Origin of the sequence: Flavobacterium sediminis (assembly GCF_003148385.1) — a bacterium.
Lineage (GTDB): Bacteria > Bacteroidota > Bacteroidia > Flavobacteriales > Flavobacteriaceae > Flavobacterium > Flavobacterium sediminis.
Genome location: NZ_CP029463.1, coordinates 1093855 through 1109726, shown reverse-complemented (window position 1 = coordinate 1109726; position 15872 = coordinate 1093855). Strand labels below are relative to the sequence as shown.

Genomic DNA, 15872 nt, shown 5'->3' with positions numbered 1-15872 from the left:
TAAAAATTGATAGTTATGGAAACTGTAAACAATCTCGACCAAACCAGCATTGCCTTTATCAATGATAAAAGCCCAATTTTGGATTTGACCAACAACGACCTCGTTGCTTCAGGAATTAATGTATTGTTTCGTTCGGAAAACATTGAGGACGGAATATCTCAATTATCCTCTTTAAAGACACTTCCCAAAGTCTTTATTATTGACCTTGATTTTCACGATATGATTGTGCTTACCCAGCTTCGGGAATTAAGGACAAAATATCCAAACATTAAACTTATTGCCTATAGTGATATTGATGTAGATAAAACGGTAAAAGCCGTCTTAGAAATTGGCTTTGAAAGTTATCTGCTTATCGGTAGCGATACAGACGATTTTAAAAAAGCCATTGAAGTTATTATCAATGGCGGTAGATATTTTAGTGTGGGAATAGCAAAAATTGCACAAGAATACTTTACTGATAATTAAAGCTGCTTTTTTAAATCTGTAATTTTTATTTGAATAATATTGTTATCATTTATTCCAAGTTGCAACAATGTTTCCTTGTGTGCTTGCTTTTCAAGCTCACTATAATATGAAACATTCCAAATTACATTTTCATTTAGTTTGGCTTTTAATATTTCAAAATATTTTAAATCAACTTCTGAAATGGAATGTCCCAAAACAATAACTTTTTCAACCTCCGTAAGATTTGTAAAAAAATCAATATTGTGTTCTATAATTGAAGTTGTATTTTTAAATGCCTTTGTATAATAAGATAGTATTTCTTGTTTAGCACTTTCATAAGAAAAGTCATATTCATCAGCCTTTTGCTCACGCCATTCATAGAGTTCTTCTTCGCTTAAACCTTGTGGCGGTTCTTCTTCTTTCTCAATAAAATTCGATGGGTCGGTTCCGTGTCCTAAAATTAGTGTACAGTTGTCTGCATTGGCTCTGTTATGAATATAGGTTATTCGCTCCTCGGGAATATTGTAGCTTTCTTGTAATGTTTCAGTGTAATTGAAGTTTAAAAAATGACTATCATCTTCCAAGTCAATTAGTATGTCTTTTGGAATATTTTCGTATTCAACTTCAAGGATAAAATTATTAAAGTCGTTAATCAGAGTTGTAGTTAAATCTTTGATGATTTCTTCCATCTCTATCTGATAACTATGCCAATCTCTATCTCGAAAATCCTCAGCACCAGGGCGAGCAATTAGGTCAGAATTATCGTCCAATACTGTTAAGTAATCTAAATCAGCTAACGCTTGCTCAAATCTTGACCATAACGCATATTCTTCATCTGTCAATTCGGGGTTTGTAATATCAGGAAGTCCATAATAATTTAATAAAAGGTCATAGACTTCGCTGTCATTTTCAGCCAAGTAGTTTGCAAAACTTTGATATCTTGTGTCTAATCTATGATGGATGTCAAATCCATTACCGATAATGTATAATGTTTTCATAATTCAGTTGCTCAATTTATTCTTGTAGGTTTATAAACCACTGCGTTTGCCAAATATTGGGCTTAGTTTATCCCAAAACTGCTGTTCAAGAATTTCGACAATGAAACGCTCGATAGTTTCATTACTTTCCGAAATGACTTCGTATGCAAAAATATTCAAATCATATTCTAAACAATTGTCCCACTTGCATAAATGTAAACTATAAACTCTCGTTCCCTCTGTACCAAGATGATTTTTAATTCTTGTCCTGAAATCTGTTGTTGAGCTTCCAACGTATAATACATCCGATGAAGTTTTGTTGTATCGGGAAAGATTAACTCTATCTTTATTCTTTGTTTTTAGCTTGTTTGCAGAATGATAGTTTTCAAAATATTCAATTAATCTTTTTACCTTTTTTGGGGACTGAACTCGTAATATATAGATAAGTGGATTATCACTTTTGGGTATTTTATCTATGTGCTTTTTTAGTGTTGCTTTATCTCTAAACTGCAAGGAATGAAAAGATATTTCACAAAATGGTTGAACCGTAATTTTAGAAATTTGGTCAGCTACATTTAATGCGAATTTTTCAGATTGCTTTACGATGTCTTTTGTGTCAATTTTCATTTAAATGATTTTCCTCCGTTCTAATTTATTCAATTTTACCTTTTCTTTACTTAATTCGTCATCCCAAAAAAACACTGCCGATTTCTGATTTCTATTTTGTGAAGAGGGGTAAATAATTCCCGATATTTTATTCTTTCTATTTTTATTAAATGGATACCTTAAAAATTCAGTCACAACTTGCGTTGGAACATATTCGGTATGCTCTTTTCCATCTTTAGTAATTTGTTGAGTTATATCTCTTACAAATGAGTAAAGGAATAAGATAAGGTAGTATCGTTTCTTATCTCTAATTCCGAAAATGCTTGGGATTTTAGGCAACTTATTAAAATCAACAACAATCTGATTTTCTAATGTTTCAAATTCTGCAATCGTAACATACTTTTTGTATTTATCTGTCCTGCTTATTGTTTCCAAAATTGCTGTATCAATATCAAACGCAGAATAAAACATTGATATTCCTGAAGGACTAAACCTATTCGGATAAATTGCTTTTTTATTTGGTGGAGCCGAAATTTCGTCAAATTCAGTAAAATGTGTTTTGAAGTCGTGCTGTCTGCAACGATAAAGTTTTGTTCCTGCCGGGATTTCCCTTATTATATTTAATTTTGATATTAGCTTGCCAACCTCTTGTAATATGTGTAATGCTTTAGGTTGGTCACTATCTCCAGACGAAAAAAGATAACGGGATTTATGTTTAATAATATCCTTAAAGTATTTCCACTGAAATTCTAAATCATCTTTAATATTGTCATAATACAAGTCCGGTTGAGCCCAAGCAATATCTTCAATTGAGTTAACGATGTCTTCTATAACTTCAAACGGCTCAGCGTTTAATTCGATGTGTTCTTGAATGAGTTCGTCAGGAGTATAAATTTCTCCAAGATAACCGCCCTCTCTTGAATTGTAACTCATAAAATTGGCAGCATCTTCGTAGAAATTTGAAATTCCATCCATAATAAATTCCATTAAATCTTCAAGGGGAACGACTTTTAATTCCTTGCCACAATAATCGCAAAAGCCATCTTGATAGTTTTTTTTAATGAAACGGTTAATACTTTTGTCTTCAAAATGCTTGATACAAATGTTCTTATCTGGAATACTACTTAAATTTCTACTTTCCAATTCAAGCCACCTCTGTTTTACACCTCCCATATATCTGATTTGTTAGAATACAAATTTAGTGAATTTAAAAAAGTGCTTCTACTCCCATAATCGAAATCAAAACCAATATAGCGACGTTCTTTTGCTTCTTTTCTTTGGTCGCTTATGTAGAAAGAAAAGAAGTTGTTATGATACAAAAAATGGGATAAAGAATATCCCACGCAATAATGCTGCAACCTGTTTGCTAAAATGAAGAAGAAGGAATTGTGTGTGGTGCATTTTGGCAATGGAGTTGCACCTATCTAAAGCAAAAAGACTGCCCGACCATCGGGAGGATCTGTCTTTTTGCCGCCCGACTTTTCGGGTCAGGCGATTTTTATCGGGTGGGTTCGGAAGCCTTTCAGATTGTGAAAAAAACCTTTGTATTCGGTCATTCCCCTGCGAAACAAATTCCACAATAAGGAGCAACCCATTTGTGTCAATGATGAATTGATAAACAAATCTTGATGTTCCAATGCTTCGGCAAGTGAGCAACTTGGTGTGTTGTCCTCTTGTTCGGATTGCATCAGCAATTCGCCAAATTCTTCTGTAACAAATGGCAGGCTTGCCACCGTTTGGTACTTTTCTGAGTTGGGTTGTTTAATTTCCCCGATTGTAGATAACAGCACTTGTCCTGTATTTTGGCTATTGCCGAAATCCAGCCAATACTTTGGGGTATCTCGGTAATTTCTGCGGTTGCTTAATGCTTTCAGTATTTCAGCAACACCAAACCTTGCCTGTACATTATCTACGCAAGTAATTGTAATGGTCGCCTGTGCTTCTTCGGGTATCTGTCCGAAATTATCCTTTTCAAATTTTCGGTTCTCGGCTTTCCAATTCGTACCGATACAACGGTTTACACGGTTAATTAAAGCAACGGATTTATACAATCCTGTTTCACTTTCAAAAAAACGCTGTCTGCCTAAATTTGCAGTCGTGATAATATCATCATCCCACAACCTTACGGACAATCCTGCGTGTCCCAAAGCCGTCAGACTTTCGTTTATCTCTAACAAGGCTGTCAATACTTTTGAGCCTGTGCCACCTGCTCCGATAAGGTTTACTGTAATCGGGTTGGTTGGGTTTAACAGATAGTTATCTGTGAAATGTATTTTTGTTTTCTCGTTATTCATCACAATAGATTTTTAAGGGTTTTACTGTTCTTTTTTAATGCTTCTTTCGGAAAGGGTTTGTTTGTATGAACAAGGTCTTTCCAAAGGGTTACGATGTTCTTTTTGGTCAAGTTCTCGCACAATGAATGGCTGAAATAAGAATTGAAAAAATAATGCTCCCAAGCCTGTATAAATTCTTCAACCGAAGCCGAATTTTTAATGTCAATGCTTACTGTTCCCATACATACGTTGCCTTTTTCGTAGATATTGAAAAATGGGGCGTAATGCAAAGGTGTTTTCTCGGTGGGTCTTCTGTCGTTTGCCAAAGCAAATACAGTCAGACTGCTTTTACTCGCTAACCAAAGCATTGCAGGTACTTGTGCCATTCCGTTGGGAATGTCCAAACCGTCCACAAAATACAGTTGCCTTTGCTGTGCTTTGGTGTACCATAGCACAGTGCCTTTATCAAGGTTCGGATTGATATGCAGAACATTGGTAGGCAAAATTCCTTTTGACTTTAAAAAGGCGGTGTTCTTTTCTTCATCGGTCTGTAAACACTTTGCCAAAACATTGGCTTCTTTTACGGTCAATGGGTGGGCATTGATAGGGTTGCCATCCTTATCCATATCGAAATGCTCTACATAGGTTTCTTTCTCTGTGCTGTTGGTTTCGTAAAAAACCAATGCTGATTTAGGAAAATAAAGCGTTCCGAAATTTGCTGTTATGTCGGTTGCATTGTTCATTATTCTGTGGTTTTATAATTATTCAATAGGTATGAAAGGTCGTCCAATAGTTCAAACATTCGGTTCTCAAAATCAAGGTTTCCAACCGATATTTTCTTGCCGTCAAAGGCTTTGCTAATGGTCGGTTCTTCCAATACTCCGCACTCGTTAAACTCGTTGTTGATGCTGTCTTTAACGCTTTCATACAACCAACCTTTAGTATCTGCGATAAAGGAAATATACTTTTCCATTCCGATAACTTCGTTTTCGCAATCATCGGTATAGGGGTCTTGTTCGGGCATTGGTGCGTTTCGGAAAATACTTGCTGTCGGGTATTCCGTGTAAAGAGCAAAGGCATTACAAGCCACGTTCCAACATTCGTGGTCAAATGTATCACGGCTTTTAAAACGGCTTAAACGCTGTTCAAATACCGTTAGATTGATACGGTTGTATAACTTCTGCTCAATCTTGTCGCCAATGGTTTCCGCTTTCCTCAATTCATTTTTATAACTTTCGGTTTCTTCCGTTTCATCGTCATTATCTATCCAATCTTTATGCGTTTCATACAGCCAATACAAATAACTGTCCTCCTGTCTGTAATACGGTATTCGGGCAATATGGTACAGATAACTGCAAACCGAAGTCAGTAAATGTGCGGTGTGTTTTCGCTGTTTGTCGTGCAACATTTCAAAGAGTGGAACAATAGGAATGTAAAACAGCGTTGTACCTGTGTCGTATCTTTCCTCACTCGTTAAAAAGGTTTTCTTACTGTCCAGTATCAATTTAAAACCGTCCCAATTTCTAAGGCTTCGTTTCATTTTAGTGTCCATATCCCACATAGCCAGTACCATATTGTAGGGATAACCGTAATCCTGTTGGGTTGGCATTGGCTCAATGCTGTAATGCTCGGCAAGTTTGGAAAGGGACTGATAAAAATCCCTTTCCGATTTCTTACAAGCCTGTACAGATTGTGCTGTTTTCAATTTAGGCAGAAACGTACATTTTAAAAAACCATTGGTAGCATTGCTATCGGTACGGATTTCCGTTTGTCTTTTTGTACTTGGTCTGCGTCTTTTGGTCTTTGCATCCATTGTGCGAACTCGCCCAACTGTCGGTGCAACTTCTGTTGCCTTTGCTGTTCGGGTATATGGATTGTTCCCGATATTTTGTTGCGTTGCATAGTTCATTGCTTTACGGTTTTAAATTATCCTTTTGTCCCCATTACGCTTTCAAATCTGTACTCGACTGCATCGTCCTTAATCTTCGGTGCTGATACCTTTGCAGTTGTCAAAATCGGGTACATATTGGCGTAAAAATTCATTACTGCTTCCACGCTCCAACCTGTTTCGGGTCGGTCAATGTGATTTCCTGTCCTTTATCTTTGAGTATAAAAACTCTCGGTAATACTGTTGCTAATAACATAAATTCGATTTTAAGGGTTAATACTGTTCTTCGTTCTCGTCTGCTTCATCAATGGGATAATCGGCAGTAGCTTCTACCGTTTGTAGTGGCTCTGCGGTTGGTTCTTCCATTGCTCCGAAAAGGCTCGGTGTTGCAAACTTGTCGGACAATGATGTTTTGCGTTTGCGTATCTCATCTGCTTTTTCGGGAAACTCCGTAATGTCAGGTACTTTCATCCACGCTTCACGGAATTTGCCCTCTTTCTCCAGCTCGTCCACCTTTGCCATACCGTCTTTGTATTTCTTGTCTTTGGCTTCTTTTTCCTTTTTGGCTTTCTCGGCTTTCTGCTTCTCCATTTCGGATTGCATTTTGACTGCTTCCATTTGCTTCATAAAGGCTTCCATATCGACCATTAAACCCGAAACGGTTTGTATAGGTGCGGTTATCTGCTGAAAAAATCCCTCGTCAAACTCTTGGGGCGTGGCGTTAAATGTCAATGGGGGAATGAGGTTTTTGGCACTATCTCCGCATTGCTCATTGTTGAGAATAATCGATACAATTAGGTTATTTTCTACTCCCTTAGAAATGTTCAGTTGCAATACTCCTGTAAAATCCAATTGCTGTATTTGATTGAAAAAATTTGTGTTCATTGCTCTTAAATTTTAATGTGTTGTTACTTGTTCTTTGATTGCTGTCAGTTTCTCGTACATATCCACCCAATAGGCTTTTTGCCTTTTGTCAAACTCCGAAAAACTTTTATCCTTATGCCTGTATTCCTTGTAGTCTGCCGTTATTCTTATGGCTTCGTCAAGGTCTGTTACTTCAATTAGGCAACCGTTTAAATCTGTGATGTACATTGCTTTGCTGTTAAGAGTTTAATTTTTCGGAGGTATAAATCCCATTTACATAGTAGCCGAATGATTGTTCCCAAAGGCGTATTAAACCGTTAGTATCTACATAGAATTTTTCTGTTCTATTGCAGTAAATAATGTGTATGGTTTCGTCTATGTGCTTCTTTTCAAGGCTCTGTGCTTTAGCCAGATTTTTTGCTTCTTCTATTGTATTCGCTTCCATATTGATTTTTTATAGTAGGCTACCACCGTTTAAGGCGGTAGCCTGTTATTATTTAATTAAGGTTTAGGATTTCCGCACCGTCCAAAGCAAATGCAGTACATAATTCAAATGCTTTCTGTGATTTGAGTTGTGCAGTTCCACCCAATACAATGCTCTGTAATTTGGCTTCATCATTCTTATAATTTCTTACGTTCTGATAGTAGCCTGTAACAGCGTTATAAGCTCCGAACAATGTACCTTTGGTGGTATCCATTTGCTGTGTGTCGCTTATCATAGCGTATGCAAATGCGTCTTCAACGGTGTTTTTGAACACGGTGGAAATTTCATCGTCTGCACCTTTTTTGATAAGGTCAAGCGTTTCCTTGTTTGGGCAAAGTGCCAACTGGATTAGCTTTCTTACTTCTCGGTCATTCACTTTTACTTTTGTCCACTCGTTGAAAATACCCTCTAATTGGTTGCTCAAAGTATTGGCAAGTCCCATAATCTTGTGGGCGTTCTCGATACGTTGTTTTGCTCCCGAAGTGTGTTTGATACGAACTACATTGGTCATACTGCGTAGTGAGGCATTCAGTGTGTTTTGGCATACAATCCTGATAGGAGTAAATGCGGCTGTGATACTTCCGCTACCATCGTGCGAAGTGGTTAAGAAAATGTACTTTTCCGTTACATCATCGCCATTGCCTACACGGATATAGTCGGGTAGTTTCGCTGTGATAAAAATGCGTTCTCCGTTGCCTAACGCTCCTGCGGTTTCATATAGAATGCCCTCGCCACCACCTACAATAGCATCAAAGAAATTAAAGGCTTCACGGTTTTGTACAATGTGGTAATCCTTGCCGACTACGCCCAATACTGCATTGTTATCGGTGCGTATGTTGGCGAAATAGTTAGGTACAGCTAATTCGCTACTGCCTATCTCTATGCCGTTGGCAGTTTCGATAATGCCCGAACCTTTGGTAAATAGAGGGGATTTTTCGACCTCATAATCTAACCCTGCGTGTATAATAGCTTCTTCGCTTGTTGGGTATTGCTCCACGATTTGCCCTAAACCGTGCCACGCTTTTTGTTGAACGCTAAAGAATGAATAACGTCCTGTTCTCTCGTTGAAATTGATATTATGTGCCATAATGTTTGAAATTTTGATAGTTAAAAAATGATTGAATGTTAGTTGTTAAAATGGGAGGTCGTCATTTACTCCCTGCGCTGTAAATCCGTTGCTTTCAGATTGTGCAGCAGTAGCCTGTACGGTTTCTACTTTCTTGCTACCTCCGTGTAATTTGATTTGTGAGGTATTGAAGTTTAGCCCCGAACGTGCTTCGCCGTCTTTGCCTATCCACGCCCTTGTGCTTACCCTGCCCGTGAGTTCTACCAATGTGCCTTTTGTAAGCAGGTTTGCTACTTTTGCCGATAGCCAGTAGGCACAATCGAAATAGGTTGTTTGCTCTACACGTTCGCCCTGTTTGTTACGGTAGCTTTCGTTGGTCGCAACTGAGAAGTTTACTACCTGTTTTTCGTTCGACAATGTGCGTACTTCCGCATCTTTTGTCAGTCTTCCTATGATGTTCATAATCGTCCTGTTTTAAAAGTTTTACATTTTGTTACGTTCGCTTTCTTCGCTTCCTGCTCCCTGTTAGTGGCTTTCTCCGCTTCGCTTCGCAAATCATTTTTCCAAAAGAAAAACCGGAAAAAAGAAAGCAGATAATCCAAGCGGGCTATGCGGAAAAACCAAAAGGAAACGGAATAAGTCCCGGAGGGTGGCAAGGCAACACACTACAACCGGCGAAGCCATCATTTTGCCTTGCCATTATGCCGTAGTCTTTTGGTTGGGGAGGTGCGATGGCAGCCCGCTATAACTTAGCTGCCTTTTTACCGGTTGATTGTGGAAAATTTATTATCTAATAAACCTTTTAGAATAAATGACCAGGCTATGAAAGCCTGTGATAGAGATTTGAAAATGGATTAATGAGGGCATAAAAAAAGCAGAACCGTTAAGTTCTGCTCGCTTATGAAGTAATAAAGATTAATCAGATTGCTGTTAAAAATGCTTCTTCCATAGCTTGAAATTTTGGGGCAACTAAGTCCATATCCTTACTGATTTTCTGGCTTGTGATTTTAGCATAAATCTGAGTAGTAGCAATATTTTTATGTCCCATCATTTTGCTAAGGCTTTCAAGTGGTACACCCTCGGTCAAGAACATTGTTCCAAAAGTATGTCTTGCCGTATGAAAGGTTACTTTTTGTTCTGTAATAATTTCTGCTTTTCCAATCAATTTACCTACGTGGGTATTACAGGTTGCATTGGTCGGAACGGGGAAGATAAATTCATTTCTTGTTGTGCCCTGATATTTTTCAATGATGCGTTTTGGTATTTCCATTAGTCGAACATTGGATGCAACATCTGATTTTTTCCTCTTGCTGATAATCCACTGATGTCCATCAAAGAATGATTGAATATTGTTTCTTGTCAATTTTTTAATATCTGCGTATGCAAGTCCGGTAAAGCAACTGAAAATAAAAAGGTCTTTTACAAGTTCATAGCGTGGGTGCGATGGTACGCATAGCATAAATCTTTCAACATCTTCTTTAAGAATGTACCCTCTGTCGGTTTCTTCCATACTAATTTCATAATCCTGAAACGGATTATCACGTATCAAACCTTTCTTAATAGCCAATTCAACCAGACTTAATACAGGCATTGTGTAAACCCAGACCGTATTATGAGAGGACTGTAAATCATATCGAAGATAAAAATCAAACTCACGAATAAAGTCGGCAGTCAATTCCCGAAAAGCCATATCATCACGATGATAACGCTCTTTTATAAATGTGGTAAGATGATTGTAAACAGTGATATATTTATTATAGGTACTCTGGGAGCGTTCTTCCTTTTCAACCAATTTTTTAAAATCTTCATTTTGGTCGTTAAAGACTTTTAGTATTGCATCATCCATTACACCTACACCCAAAAAAGATAATTTTACTTTTTGGGCAGTAGCAAAGCCCTCGTGCTTCAGCATATCTTCATATATCTTGTCAATACGCCCTCGTATATTGTCCAGTTTTTTGTTAATGCTCAAAGCTGTGGCACTTTTGCCCTCAACTCTTCCGTATTTTAAATCCCAATTATTAGGGTCAATTTCTAACTTTGTTCCCAAAGTTTTAGGTGTTCCATCAATGGTAATACGTGCCATAATTGGGGCGTTACCATTCTTTTTCAGTTCGTTCTTTTTCAGATAGAAAAGCAGTTTGAACGTCGATTTTTTTGTCTGCTCCATAACTCGAATGTTTAATGTTTAAAATTAAATTACATTGAGTTACAAGGAAATAGAGAAAACAGAGCAAAAGACTGAAGTATAATCAGTTAAGTTGTATTGTTACCGTTGTCAATCGGTAACGAATTAGTAACCTAACCTTGTCATTTTAAGCACAAAACCTATCAGACACCGAGTTCCAAACTAAGACTACAATTTTACAAAGCTTTGTATAACAACGGTTTTAACCGTTTTGCTTATTTTTGCTTTTTACTAACCTTTTTTTGCTAAAATAATTAAAATTCGCTCAATAATAGTATTCATGCCCCATTAGTAGGGAGGCTTTAACAAAAAATTATCGTACCTTGCAATGTAGTGGCATGGTTTTTTATGTAACTTAGTTAAAAATTTTCAATGAAAAGAATTTTTGAATTTATGAAGAGAAATTATAAGATTATTTTGTTCGTTACGGTAATTTCAGCCGTGCTATGGAGTTTTATGCCTTCTAAAAAAGTAGAAGACCCTGAAAAAGATAAACTTTTATTGGAATTATTGTCGTTCATTTTAGAAAAAGGGCATTATAGTCCGATCGCTATGGATGATGATTTTTCGAAAGACGTATATACTAAATATATTGATGGGGTTGATCCTACTAAGCGTTTCTTTTTACAGTCGGATATTGATGAATTTTCAAAATATCAGGATAAAATTGACGATTTGATTCGTGATAAAGATCTTACCTTTTTTGACTTGACGAATAATCGTTTGTTAAAAAGAATTGAAGAATCAAGAGCTATATACGATGAAATATTGAGTAAACCATTCGATTTTTCTAAAGAAGAGACGATTAATGTAGATTATGATCACCTGCCTTATGTTAAAAATGAGAAGGAGTTAAAAGACAGATGGAGAAAGCAATTAAAACTTTCTGTTTTGTCAACGGTAACAGATAAGGAAAAATTAGAAGAAGAGAAGTTTAAAAAGGACAGTACCTACGAAAAGAAACCTTTTAAAGTGTTAGAAAAAGAAGCCAGAGAAAGTTCTGAAAAATCTTTAAATGATTATTTCAACTTTATCCAGAAAGAATTAGATAGAAACGACTGGTTCTCTATTTTCTTAAACTCAATCGTGGAGCGTTTTGATCCGCATACATTCTATTTTTCACCGGATGATAAAGATAAGTTCGATATCAGTATGAGTGGAAAATTTGAGGGGATCGGTGCCAGATTGCAAAAGAAAAATGATGCTGTTGAGGTTTCGGAATTAATCTCAGGCGGACCGGCATGGAGAGGAAAAGAATTAGAAGCCGGTGATGTGATTCTTAAAGTAGGACAAGCTGATGAAGAACCTCTGGATATTGCCGGAATGCGTTTGGATGATGTAGTGAAAAAGATAAAAGGGCCTAAAGGGACTGAGGTGCGTTTAACCGTTAAAAAAGTAGATGGAACTATAGAAGTTATTTCTATTATAAGAGACGAAGTGGAAACAGAAGAAACTTTTGCCAAGTCATCTACCGTAGAAAAAGACGGAAAAAAATTCGGAATTATCTATTTGCCAAAATTCTACATCAGTTTTGATAACAAAGCAGAGAGAGATGCTTTTAAAGATGTTGCTTTAGAAATTGAACGATTGAAAGAGCAAGGGGTGCAAGGAATTGTTATGGATCTGAGAGGAAACGGAGGAGGTTCGCTGGAAACGGTTGTAAATATGACCGGATTGTTTATCAAAGAAGGACCGGTTGTTCAGGTAAAGTCAGCCAACAGAAAACAAGATGTTTTATTCGATAAAGATCCGCAAGTGCAATGGGATGGTCCTTTGGTTGTGATGGTAGATAATTTTTCAGCTTCTGCATCAGAGATTTTTGCAGCAGCTATTCAGGATTACAAAAGAGGAATCGTTATCGGTAGTAAGCACACTTATGGTAAAGGAACTGTGCAAAATGTTATTGATTTGAATCAGTTTGTCAGAGGGAATTCTTATGGTGACTTAGGTGCTTTGAAAACGACGACTCAGAAATTTTATAGAATTAACGGGGCTCAACGCAAAGAGAAGGGGTTTTAAGTGATGTAGTGTTACCGGATAGATTTGGGTATTTAGATATGGGTGAGCGCGATGAAAAATACGCATTACCTTGGGATAAAATTGATCCGGCCGATTACCAAGAGGTGTTTAATACTTTTGAGCCTATTATTAACAGAAGTAAAGCCAGAGTTGCTCAAAATGCCCAATTCAAATTAATTGATGAGAATGCAAAATGGATCTTTGAAAGAAAAGATGACAATGAGTTTGATCTGAATCTGAAAAAATATGAAAAAGAAGAAGAAAAGACTGATGCTATCTTGAAAAAATTCAAACCGATATCAAATTATACTAATCATTTAGCATTTGAGTCTTTGCCTTACGAAGTTGAAGCTGTTGCAAAAGATACGGTGCTTCAGGAAAAACGTAATCGTTGGCACGAGGAAATGCAAAAAGATGTTTATATAGATGAAGCATTGAATGTATTAAGTGATATAAAAACGAATTTATACAGTCAAAAAACAGCTAGTGTTAATCAAAAGAAAAATAAATTTTCAAGAGTTGACTAAAGAAATAATAAGGTAATATAGAAAAGGAGCTTAAAGCTCCTTTTTTTGTACTGTATAAAGGTGTTTTAAGCCGAATAAGAATAATTGTGCTAGAAGAAGTAAAGGTGTTGAGAATACCTGCTTTTTCAGAATAGAAAAGCTTATTAATGGTTTTTTGAAGATGGCACTCAAATGAAAGGATGGTATAAGGAAAATATTAATGATTTGCTGTGTATAATACTGTTTTTGAGTAGTAAGATTTGTTTTGAAGAAAAAGGATTTGGTATTTGATTTTCTTTAAAAAAAGACATTGAGGTGCATAAAAAAAGGAATCGAATTATCGATTCCTTTTTTAGTATGATTTATTTAAAAAGAGAGATTAAAATCGTGCTCTTTCGTCTTCAATTTTAGCTTTTTCTTTAAGTGCTTGATAAGCTCTCATTTGTGCAGCATTTTGTTGTTGAGTAAGCTCGGTTTCTACATACGAATTAACATTTGCAGCCTCCGGAGCATCAGTTATACTCTTAGTTCGGATCATGAAAACACCTGTGTTACCATCGATTAATTTAGATGTTTTACCGGCTTCAAGATCAAATGCAGTTCCGATAACTTTCGGCTCACTACCGATGTTCGGAATAAAAGGACTTGAAGTAGCAACACCTGAAGCTAAAATCATAGATGATCCGGTAGCTTTAGAAACGTCTTCTAAAGTAGCTCCTGACATTTTTTTCTTGATGATCTCTGCCTTTTTCTTATTCATTAAGATGTTTCCAACAGATTGTCTTGCCACATCGATTGATAATAAACCGGTTTCGTTTTTGTCTTTTAAAACAGCTACAACATAACCTTGTGGTACATCAAAACGTCTTACATCACCATTGTTGGTGTCATCGTTAAAAGCCCAACGAACAATTTCTCTTTGTGCGCCTAAACCGGCTACATATTCGTCTGAAGCTTTTAAGTTAGATGCAGGAACAATAGTAGCTTCAACTTCTTTAGCTGCTTCGTCAAATTTCTTTTCATTGGCTAAAGCTTCAAATTTACTTGCTTTAGTGTAGATAGCGTCAATAGTTGTTTCTGAAGGCTCTATACTTTGTGCTACAGTTGCTAATAGAACAGCATCGTATTTGTCTAATACCTTAATCACGTGGAAACCGAAATCAGTTTCAACTATACCGGTAGTACCTACAGGGTTGTTGAAAACAAAATCATTGAAAGTAGGAACCATTTGCCCCGGTGCAATATTGTCATAAACACCTCCGTTGTTTTTAGAACCCGGATCATCACTGTTAGCAGCAGCCAGAGAAGCAAATTCATTAGGGTTAGCTTTTACTTTAACTAATAATTCGTTTGCTAATGCCTGAGCCTCATCTTTAGTTCGGGTAGCAGTCGAACGTTCAGCTCCTTCAAAACTGATCAGAATGTGACTTGCTTTTGCGCTTGCATTAGGCTTTCTGTCTAACATTCTTGAAACACATTGGTGATTGCTAAACAAATAAGGTCCGAATACTTCACCTTTTCCTAAATTGAATAATTGCTCCTGATAGTCAAGAGGTAATTCTTTTTTAGCTAAATAAGTAGAATCAAATTTAATGTCTGAATATTTGTTTACAAACTCAGCAACATTTACTACATCCTTGAATGCAGGAATAGTGTCGTTCTTTTGAGTTTTTTTGTTGAATTCAACATTTCCGTATAGAACCTCGTTAATGGTTTTCCCCACAAGATCTTCGTCTTCTTTAGAAGCTTTGTTTTCAAATAAAACATAATCAATAGCTCTTGTAGCATCAGACTTGTATTGTTTCGGGTGCTCTTTCATGTAAGCAATGATCTCATCGTCTGAAACTTTTACTTCGTCATTATTGATCGTGTTGTAAGGTACAGTAACATATTCAAAATCTACTTTTTTATTTTCAGCAACATGTTTGAATTTTCCTTCTGCTTTGGTAGTATAGATACTTCCTTTGATCAGGTTAAAATACAATTGCTCAATTGCAGATTTTTCTACCTCATTTTCAAAATTTTGCCATTCAGCCCAACGATCTTGGTTTTGGTCGTTCTTGATTGACTTAACGAATTCTTTGAATTTTGCTTCGTCAAATTGTCCGGCAGCATTTAAAAATTGCGGATTTTGTGAAAAGTAAGGGTTGGTTTTGATAACGTTGATTAATTGGTCATCAGCAATGCCAAGTCCTAATTTCTCAACTTGTTCACCTACGATAATACCTCTTAATTCCTGTTCCCAAACGTTGTTCATTGCCTGAGTGTTGCTCATGTTCTGGTTTTGTTTCTCAACCTGAGCTACTTTGCGCATGAAAGTTTGTGCATCGATATCTGTTCCGTTTACAGAACCGATATTGTTTGCATTAGAACCAAAAAAACCATTCTCTAAAGCTCCTTGAACTACAAAGATGATTAGCGCAAGTGCTATTAAGAATATAAGTAGTCCTGTTTTTTGTCTAATTTTACCTAAAACTGCCATTTTATATCAATTTACTTTTTTTCAGAGGGCGAAAATACGATTATCTATTTAATAATAAAAAAGAAAAAATAATAT

General features: G+C 36.5%; 14 protein-coding genes and 2 pseudogenes. 2 read left to right on the top strand and 14 right to left on the bottom strand.

All coding sequences use genetic code 11. From position 1 onward, the window contains the following. Nucleotides 1-15: 15 nt before the first annotated feature. A complete protein-coding gene (locus DI487_RS05240; RefSeq protein WP_109568726.1) occupies nucleotides 16-465 on the top strand; it encodes a response regulator in 450 nt (149 codons plus the stop codon). Here DI487_RS05240 and DI487_RS05235 read toward each other — a convergent pair. The 13 genes and pseudogenes from DI487_RS05235 to DI487_RS05175 form a co-directional block, all read right to left on the bottom strand. Next, nucleotides 462-1442, bottom strand: coding sequence for a bacteriophage abortive infection AbiH family protein (locus tag DI487_RS05235; protein ID WP_109568725.1), 981 nt, complete (start codon nucleotides 1440-1442; stop codon nucleotides 462-464). The genes DI487_RS05240 and DI487_RS05235 overlap by 4 nt on opposite strands. A 30-nt stretch (nucleotides 1443-1472) precedes the next feature. Then, nucleotides 1473-2048 carry a hypothetical protein gene (locus DI487_RS05230; RefSeq protein WP_109568724.1) on the bottom strand — a complete coding sequence of 192 codons (576 nt, stop codon included), beginning with the start codon at nucleotides 2046-2048 and terminating at the stop codon, nucleotides 1473-1475. Then, entirely contained in the window at nucleotides 2049-3200 is a 1152-nt protein-coding gene (locus DI487_RS05225) for a HEPN-associated N-terminal domain-containing protein (protein ID WP_109568723.1), read from the bottom strand. Nucleotides 3201-3514: 314 nt separating this feature from the next. Further along, complete coding sequence (locus DI487_RS05220) at nucleotides 3515-4321, bottom strand: PRTRC system ThiF family protein (protein WP_109568722.1); 807 nt, start codon at nucleotides 4319-4321, stop codon at nucleotides 3515-3517. Further along, the gene (locus DI487_RS05215) at nucleotides 4321-5043 is read right to left on the bottom strand and encodes a PRTRC system protein B (RefSeq protein ID WP_109568721.1); all 723 of its coding nucleotides are present in this window, start codon (nucleotides 5041-5043) and stop codon (nucleotides 4321-4323) included. Before DI487_RS05215 ends, DI487_RS05220 begins: the two co-directional genes overlap by 1 nt. After that, on the bottom strand, nucleotides 5043-6209 hold the full coding sequence (locus DI487_RS05210; RefSeq protein ID WP_109568720.1) for a hypothetical protein: 1167 nt from the start codon (nucleotides 6207-6209) through the stop codon (nucleotides 5043-5045). The genes DI487_RS05215 and DI487_RS05210 overlap by 1 nt, the downstream gene beginning before the upstream one ends. A 17-nt stretch (nucleotides 6210-6226) precedes the next feature. Further along, a pseudogene (locus tag DI487_RS05205) lies at nucleotides 6227-6444 on the bottom strand (PRTRC system protein C). 17 nt (nucleotides 6445-6461) lie between these two features. Next, nucleotides 6462-7073: a PRTRC system protein E gene (locus tag DI487_RS05200; RefSeq protein WP_109568719.1), complete on the bottom strand. Its 612-nt coding sequence runs from the start codon at nucleotides 7071-7073 to the stop codon at nucleotides 6462-6464. A gap of 12 nt (nucleotides 7074-7085) precedes the next feature. Continuing rightward, nucleotides 7086-7280: a hypothetical protein gene (locus DI487_RS05195; RefSeq protein WP_109568718.1), complete on the bottom strand. Its 195-nt coding sequence runs from the start codon at nucleotides 7278-7280 to the stop codon at nucleotides 7086-7088. A gap of 10 nt (nucleotides 7281-7290) precedes the next feature. After that, nucleotides 7291-7497, bottom strand: coding sequence for a DNA-binding protein (locus tag DI487_RS05190; RefSeq protein ID WP_109568717.1), 207 nt, complete (start codon nucleotides 7495-7497; stop codon nucleotides 7291-7293). A gap of 52 nt (nucleotides 7498-7549) precedes the next feature. After that, nucleotides 7550-8623, bottom strand: coding sequence for a DUF932 domain-containing protein (locus DI487_RS05185; protein WP_109568716.1), 1074 nt, complete (start codon nucleotides 8621-8623; stop codon nucleotides 7550-7552). Between the two features lie 45 nt (nucleotides 8624-8668). Further along, nucleotides 8669-9064 carry a single-stranded DNA-binding protein gene (locus DI487_RS05180; protein WP_109568715.1) on the bottom strand — a complete coding sequence of 132 codons (396 nt, stop codon included), beginning with the start codon at nucleotides 9062-9064 and terminating at the stop codon, nucleotides 8669-8671. Between the two features lie 457 nt (nucleotides 9065-9521). Further along, nucleotides 9522-10772 carry a site-specific integrase gene (locus tag DI487_RS05175; protein ID WP_109568714.1) on the bottom strand — a complete coding sequence of 417 codons (1251 nt, stop codon included), beginning with the start codon at nucleotides 10770-10772 and terminating at the stop codon, nucleotides 9522-9524. Nucleotides 10773-11162: 390 nt separating this feature from the next. Between DI487_RS05175 and DI487_RS05170 the strand changes: the two are divergent. Next, nucleotides 11163-13336, top strand: a pseudogene (locus tag DI487_RS05170) (carboxy terminal-processing peptidase). Between the two features lie 358 nt (nucleotides 13337-13694). On the opposite strand, the gene DI487_RS05165 reads toward DI487_RS05170, so the two are convergent. Beyond that, nucleotides 13695-15797 carry a peptidylprolyl isomerase gene (locus tag DI487_RS05165; protein WP_109568713.1) on the bottom strand — a complete coding sequence of 701 codons (2103 nt, stop codon included), beginning with the start codon at nucleotides 15795-15797 and terminating at the stop codon, nucleotides 13695-13697. Between the last annotated feature and the right edge of the window lie 75 nt (nucleotides 15798-15872).

Excerpts from the sequence above, each read along its gene's own strand:
- DI487_RS05215 (WP_109568721.1), bottom strand. The coding sequence starts at position 5,043 with ATGAACAATGCAACCGACATAACAGCAAATTTCGGAACGCTTTATTTT.
- DI487_RS05180 (WP_109568715.1), bottom strand. The coding sequence starts at position 9,064 with ATGAACATCATAGGAAGACTGACAAAAGATGCGGAAGTACGCACATTG.
- DI487_RS05165 (WP_109568713.1), bottom strand. The coding sequence starts at position 15,797 with ATGGCAGTTTTAGGTAAAATTAGACAAAAAACAGGACTACTTATATTC.
- DI487_RS05230 (WP_109568724.1), bottom strand. The coding sequence starts at position 2,048 with ATGAAAATTGACACAAAAGACATCGTAAAGCAATCTGAAAAATTCGCA.
- DI487_RS05225 (WP_109568723.1), bottom strand. The coding sequence starts at position 3,200 with ATGGGAGGTGTAAAACAGAGGTGGCTTGAATTGGAAAGTAGAAATTTA.
- DI487_RS05220 (WP_109568722.1), bottom strand. The coding sequence starts at position 4,321 with ATGAATAACGAGAAAACAAAAATACATTTCACAGATAACTATCTGTTA.
- DI487_RS05200 (WP_109568719.1), bottom strand. The coding sequence starts at position 7,073 with ATGAACACAAATTTTTTCAATCAAATACAGCAATTGGATTTTACAGGA.
- DI487_RS05185 (WP_109568716.1), bottom strand. The coding sequence starts at position 8,623 with ATGGCACATAATATCAATTTCAACGAGAGAACAGGACGTTATTCATTC.
- DI487_RS05175 (WP_109568714.1), bottom strand. The coding sequence starts at position 10,772 with ATGGAGCAGACAAAAAAATCGACGTTCAAACTGCTTTTCTATCTGAAA.
- DI487_RS05190 (WP_109568717.1), bottom strand. The coding sequence starts at position 7,497 with ATGGAAGCGAATACAATAGAAGAAGCAAAAAATCTGGCTAAAGCACAG.
- DI487_RS05195 (WP_109568718.1), bottom strand. The coding sequence starts at position 7,280 with ATGTACATCACAGATTTAAACGGTTGCCTAATTGAAGTAACAGACCTT.
- DI487_RS05210 (WP_109568720.1), bottom strand. The coding sequence starts at position 6,209 with ATGAACTATGCAACGCAACAAAATATCGGGAACAATCCATATACCCGA.
- DI487_RS05240 (WP_109568726.1), top strand. The coding sequence starts at position 16 with ATGGAAACTGTAAACAATCTCGACCAAACCAGCATTGCCTTTATCAAT.
- DI487_RS05235 (WP_109568725.1), bottom strand. The coding sequence starts at position 1,442 with ATGAAAACATTATACATTATCGGTAATGGATTTGACATCCATCATAGA.